The organism is Chitinimonas sp. (assembly GCF_041904975.1).
GTDB lineage: Bacteria > Pseudomonadota > Gammaproteobacteria > Burkholderiales > Chitinimonadaceae > Chitinimonas.
This window is the reverse complement of the sequence record NZ_JAYRLZ010000265.1, coordinates 1-5,832: the sequence shown is the minus strand read 5'-3', so window position 1 is coordinate 5,832 and position 5,832 is coordinate 1. Positions and strand designations below refer to the sequence as shown.

The following is a 5,832-nucleotide window of genomic DNA, read 5'->3' as shown; positions in this document are numbered from 1 at the left end:
CACAGAGACCGGGGAGCACACAGAGCACACTGAGAAATCCCAGACCCAAACCGGTTTTCTCTGTGTGCTCTGTGGTCTCGGTGCTCTCAGTGTCTACAGGTGTTCGGGTATCAGGTCTTGACTGGCAATCGGCCGCAAAATGCAAAACCTGTAGACACTGGCTCGGCGCCTATTCGCCGTCGGCGACGAAGCCGGCGGCCAGATGCGAGTTGTCGCAGAACGGCTTGTTCTTGCTCTGCCCGCAGCGGCACAGGCGGGTTTCGCTGAGCCGGTCCACCGTGCGGCCGGTGCCGCTAAGAATCTCGGTATTGCCCAGTACCAGCAAGGGGCCGTTCTTCTGTGGCCGCAGCTGCAGCATGCCATTGCGTACCGGCAGCGGCTCCGATGGCCGGGTGGCGGGCTCGCCGCTGGCGGTGAAACCGGCCGGCCCATGGCTGCCATCGCAGTAGGGCTTGTTCTGGCTTTGCCCGCAGCGGCACAGGGTAGCGCGATAGCCGTCGCTATTGCCGGCGGTATTCAATTCGCCATGCACCGCCAGCGGGCCGTTTTCGCGTACCCGGATCTGGTTGACCAAGGGGGCGGTTTCATCGTCGCCGCCGTCGTGGCGCGTTACCTGGATCGCGCCGCTAGGGCAGGCAATGGCGATACGCACCAGGCGCTCGGCGCTGGCTTCGGCCGGGTAAATCCATTCGCCGGGTTTGTTTGCCACAAACACGCCCGGCTCGCCCATTACGCACTGGCGGGCATGGATGCAGCGGCCATGGTCAAAGCTGACCGTGGCGGCGTCGCAATGGGCGGTTTCCACCTTGCCGGACGCCGGTGCCGGCGCTGCCGCGGGCTGGCTGGGGGCGACCGCAGCCGGCAGCGGCGCAACGGTCTCGCCTGCGCCGTGCAGGGCGGCACCCCAGTCGCGCCAGGCGCTGGCAAAACCGTTCAGGGTGTCGGCCAGCGCTTGCAGCGAAGGGAAGTCGGCAGCGAAGCGTTGCAGACGCTCGGCAATGGCGGCATTGCGCTCGCCCAGCACCGAGCAGGCGCTGGCCGGGTCGACAAACGATAGCGCCGCCCGCGACACGGTAAAGGTCAGGCCGGCATTCACGCCTGGGTGCTCCGGGTTGGCCGGCAGGCCGGTCAGCAAGGTGGCGATTTCAGTCACCGCATGCATCATGGTCAGGCTTTGCCGCGCCACTGCCGGGCGTATCTGTGCCTGCACCAGCCAGCGGTCGTTCATCAGGCCCAACAAGCGCAGCATCAGGCCGTAGCAGGCATTGCCCAGATCGAGCAGGCTGGCGGCCGGTTCGGCCACGATATGCACGCGCGCCCCGGCGGCCACTTGAGAGCGCATGATCGGGTTTTCGGCCACCGGGCGGGCCGGGCGGAAATCCGGCCGCGCTGCTTCAAAGGCACGCCATTCCTGGCGGATGGCGCAAAAGCGGCCGTAGTGCGAGCCAGCCACCGATTCGGTCGAGCCTTCGCCTTGCGAGACAATGCGATTGATCACGCTTTCGACATCAGCCAGGTTCAGCACCGGGTGCAAGCCATCCAGGGCGAATTCGCGCATGCTCAGCTGGGTGTCGCCGCGCCCGACGAATACCGCCTCCTCGCCGTATTCGTTCACCAGGTAGCGGAAGCTGTCGAGAATGCACTGATACAGCTCGCCTACCGTGGTGTAGTCATCGGAAAACGCCATCAGGCGACCGGTTGGCAGTACCCGCTTGAAGCTGGACTTCTCGTAGCGGGCGGCATCGCGCTCCTCTACGCTGTGCGGGCGCTCCAGGTAGACAAAGTGATCCAGCGTGGCCATATCGAGCGGCGCCAGTGCCACCGCCACATCGGCCGGAAACAGGCCGCTGCTGATCGGGAAATTGAAGCGCCGGTAGTGCGGCCGCTCGCCGATGCAGGCGATCAGATTGCTGACCAGCGACAGATGCAGCATCTCATCCACCGCCACCGCGATGATCTCGCGGCGCCAGCGCTGCACGGCGGCGAATTCTTCCTCGCTCAGGTCCTCGGCGGTGGATTGCTTGACCGAGAAGGCGGCGTACAGATAGGTACACATCAGCGAGTGCTCGATTTCAGCTGCCTCGCAGAGCATATTGTTCAGCTGTTCGCGGTGGTGGGCAGGGGTCATGGCGGGTCACTCGTTCGGGGAAGGGGGGCGATGATATATCGCATCCTGACATTATGCTTACAATCGACTGTGTGATTGTAGGTGCAGGGCGAATGCTGCTTACTATAGGGTCGTTCCCATAAAGGTGTGGCAATGTCTTTGATCGGCGTGATGGTCGCCTGCCTGCTGGCCTGCGGTCTGTCTGCCTGCTTGTTCATGGCGCTGGCTTTTCTCGGTGGTGGCCTGGTCAATGGCCGCACGCTGAGTCGGCTGGATAGCGCGATCCTGACTGGTGCAACCATAGCAGTGCCGGCATCGGCCCTGGTCGGCGCCGCCATGGTGGTGCGCGCTTATTGGCTTGGCGCCAGCGCCTGGAACTATCTATGGCTGGCTACCCCGCTATGCGGCTTCGCCCTGCTGCTGGCTTATGTGTACGGCATCATGCTGCGCAAATAAAGCTGGCGCTGGCGAGCGAGCGTTTCCCGCGCCGCTGCGCGGGAGTTGCCCGTTCGCGTAATGCCGGATTCAGCCCTGCGGCCATTCAGGGGTGCAGGCCATCGCGTATCGCCTGCTCGATGTGCGCCAGTACCGCAGGCAATTCGGCTACCGAGTCGATCAGGTAGTGGGCGCCTGCTGCGCGCAAGCGCGCTTCGGCCGTGCTGCGCAGTGCGGCGCGCTCGGATGCAGGCAGTGCTTGCAGGGCGGCGGCTTCGAGGCCGACCTCATTGCCCGACAAGCTGACACCGACGCACCACATGCCGGCACGGCGGCCTTCCTCGATGCCGGGTGCGGTGTCATCCACCTTGACGCAGCGGCGTACGTCGCCGGCCGCCAGTGCCAGCACATTGGCTAGCGCCATATAGGGGCCGGGTCGGCCGCCAGCAGGCAGCTCGTCGCCGGCAATCACGCAGTCCGGTGCGATGCCGGCGCGGGCGGCCTGCGGCAGCAGCACATCCATTACCTGGCGCGGATAGCCGGAGCAGGAGCCAACCTTGATCCCGCGCTGGCGTAGCCAGCCCAGGGTGGTGGTGGCGCCGGCAATCGGCTGCGAGTATTCGCCGACCTTGGCGATCTGCATTGGCATAAAGCGCTGGTAGAGCGCGTCGATATCGGCCTCGTCGGCCGGCTGGCCAAAGCGTGCCTGCCACTGGCCGGCGATGGCCGGCTCGGCCAGCAGGCTGCGGATATGGTCGCGCTTGGACAGGCCCATCGGGCCGCGCGCCTGAGCCAGTGTCACCTCAATGCCGAAGCTGGCAAAGGCATCGACAAAGATCTGCGTCGGCGCCAGCGAGCCGAAATCAACCAGGGTGCCGGCCCAGTCAAAGATGACAGCCGCGATCGGGCTGGATGGGGTAGTGGTGGTCATGCGAAATGCTCCAGTCGGGCGCCGCAGCGCGAAACCTTAGGGGCTGCCGTGAATCGGCAGCGCGGTGCGAGTTGATCGGGAAGGGGCGGGCCATGATCAGCAGGCTGGCTGCGGGTTCACGCAGGCGGCTGTCTGCCCCGCTGCGATGAAGTTGCGGCCGCGTGGGCCATCGAGGGCCTTCGATAGCCGGTGTGACCAGTCGCTTTCGGCAATGCCGTAGTGCGCCGGGTCGGTGCTGACGCCCAAGCCTTCGAGGAAGCGGCTCAGCCGCGTTACCGCCTCGCTTGGGTTTCGCGCATCGAAAATGCGGAGCAGCTGCTGATCCAGTTCAAGGTCCTGGCCAAATGCCAGCGCCATGATGCGTGGCAGGCTGAACGAGCAGGCCAAGCCATGGGCGAGGCCGGTGCTGAGGGTGATGTCGTAGGAAAGCGAATGCGCCAGCGCGGTGCGGGTGTTGGAAAACGCCAGCCCGGCCTTCAGGGCGGCCAGCGCGAGTTGCTGGCGTAGCGCGGTATTGTCCAGCTCTGCCATCAGGGCCGGCAGGCTGGCGAGAATGTCGCGGGCGGCGCTGACCGCCAGGCTGCTCGATAGCGGATTGCGGTGGATATTCCACAGCGCCTCCAGCGCATGCGATAGCGCGTCCAGACCGCTGGCCAGGGTAGGGCCGGCCGGCAGGCTGCGCATCAATTCGGCGTCGATCAGCGCCGCTTCCGGCCAGGTCCAGCGCTGATGCAGCGAGTATTTACGGCCATTGGCCTGATCCCACAGGGTGGCCCAGGGGGTGACTTCGCTGCCGGTGCCGGCGGTGGTGGGAATGGCGATCAGCGCGCGGCGCCGGCTTGGCTCAAACGCCGCGCCTTGGGTCAGGCTTTCCAGCAAGCTGGCAAAGCGGCCATCGTTGTCGGCGCCCAGCATGGCCTTGGCGCAGTCCAGCGTACTGCCGCCGCCGATGGCGATGATGCATTCCGCCGCGCCGGCTTCGCGCCACAGCCGCTCATACAGCGGGGCCAGCCAGCGGATATCCGGATTGGGCTGGATATCGGTTTCAACGGCCAGCAGGCGATCGCCAATCAAGGCTTCGATGCGGGCCACGAGGCCGAGCGAGCGTGCCTCCGGGAAGGCCAGCACAATGGCGCGGCGCTGGCCGAGCAAGCTGGAAAGCTGGGCGAGCGCGCCCGGCCCTGCGTATATCGATACGGGGTTGTAGTAGTGCCACATGGGGGAGTGTCCTGGCTGCCGGCCCGTTTCGGGCCGGCCGGTGCGTAGGGGGGACACGCCGGACGGCGTGTCCGCAGTTCAATCAGGCAGGCCGCTTCAGCCGGCCTTGCCTTGCTGGATATAGCGCCGGAGCTGGCTCGATAGCAGATCAGCCATCACCACCATGGCGGTGATCACCAGGATGCAGGTGGCGGTTTCCTGATACTTGAACAGCTTGAGGCTGCTGACCAGCTCGAAACCCAGGCCGCCGGCGCCAACCATGCCCAGCACGGTGGCCGAGCGCAGATTCACTTCGAAGCGGTAGAGCAGGGCGGCGATCCAGGCGGTAATCACCTGCGGCAACACGCCAAAGGCAATCACCTGCAAGGGGCGGGCGCCGGTGGCGCGCAGCGCTTCCAGCGGGCCGTTGTCGATCTCCTCGATCGCTTCGGCAAAGAATTTGCCGAGCATGCCGGCACCGTGTACCGCCAGCGCCAACACGCCGGGAAACGGGCCAAGGCCGACCGCCGAGACAAACACCAGGGCCAGGATCAGCTCATTCACGCTGCGTATGGTGTTGAGCAGCTGCCGGGTTGCCTGGTATAGCCAGGCATTGCCATGCAGATTGCGTGCCGCCATGAAGGACAGCGGAATGGCCGGCAGCACTGCCAGCAAGGTGCCCCAGATGGCGATCTGCACCGTTTCGAGGCTGGGCGCGACTAGGCGCTTGGCGATGGACCAGTCGGGCGGGAAGGAGCGGCTGATAAAGTCGCCGATCTGCGGCAGACCGGCAGCCAGCTCACCCCAGCTCAGTTGCGCGCCCTCGGCGCTCCAGCGCAGCAACAGGCTGCCCAATACCAGCAGGGCCAGCAGCTGGCTCCAGCCGCGTGGCGAGTCGGGCAGGGCGACCGTCCACAGATATTTATCGCGTTTCATTGACTTGCTCCCCATGCCAGGCCGCTGGCTGCCGCCAGGTTCGGGCTGTCGGCGGAATCGGCGCTGGTGGCCGGCGTGGTGTAGATCAGCCGCAAATCGGCGTCGGACAAGGCGCTGGCCGGTGTATCGAAGACGATGCGGCCCTGCGCCATGCCGACAATCCGGTCGGCAAAGGCGCGGGCATGGTCGATCTGGTGCAGATTGCACAGCACGGTAATGCCGAGTG

Annotated in this window: 5 protein-coding genes and 1 pseudogene; 1 reads left to right on the top strand and 5 read right to left on the bottom strand. The window is 65.6% G+C overall.

Annotated features, from left to right (window positions below; genetic code table 11):
* Positions 1–169: 169 nt before the first annotated feature.
* On the bottom strand, positions 170–2,128 hold the full coding sequence (locus ACE3OH_RS18435; protein WP_374356618.1) for a ferritin-like domain-containing protein: 1,959 nt from the start codon (positions 2,126–2,128) through the stop codon (positions 170–172).
* Between the two features lie 132 nt (positions 2,129–2,260).
* Here ACE3OH_RS18435 and ACE3OH_RS18430 point away from each other — a divergent pair, with 132 nt between their 5' ends.
* The gene (locus ACE3OH_RS18430; RefSeq protein ID WP_374356615.1) at positions 2,261–2,563 is read left to right on the top strand and encodes a hypothetical protein; all 303 of its coding nucleotides are present in this window, start codon (positions 2,261–2,263) and stop codon (positions 2,561–2,563) included.
* Between the two features lie 85 nt (positions 2,564–2,648).
* Here ACE3OH_RS18430 and phnX read toward each other — a convergent pair whose 3' ends face one another.
* The 4 genes and pseudogenes from phnX to ACE3OH_RS18410 all read right to left on the bottom strand — a co-directional run.
* Positions 2,649–3,473 carry a phosphonoacetaldehyde hydrolase gene (gene phnX / locus ACE3OH_RS18425; RefSeq protein WP_374356613.1) on the bottom strand — a complete coding sequence of 275 codons (825 nt, stop codon included), beginning with the start codon at positions 3,471–3,473 and terminating at the stop codon, positions 2,649–2,651.
* Positions 3,474–3,569: 96 nt separating this feature from the next.
* Positions 3,570–4,691: an iron-containing alcohol dehydrogenase PsrA gene (psrA, locus tag ACE3OH_RS18420; protein WP_374356610.1), complete on the bottom strand. Its 1,122-nt coding sequence runs from the start codon at positions 4,689–4,691 to the stop codon at positions 3,570–3,572.
* Between the two features lie 96 nt (positions 4,692–4,787).
* A complete protein-coding gene (gene phnE, locus ACE3OH_RS18415; RefSeq protein WP_374356607.1) occupies positions 4,788–5,606 on the bottom strand; it encodes a phosphonate ABC transporter, permease protein PhnE in 819 nt (272 codons plus the stop codon).
* Positions 5,603–5,832: pseudogene (locus tag ACE3OH_RS18410) on the bottom strand (hypothetical protein); the annotation flags it as partial. The pseudogene ACE3OH_RS18410 and the gene phnE, both read right to left, overlap by 4 nt.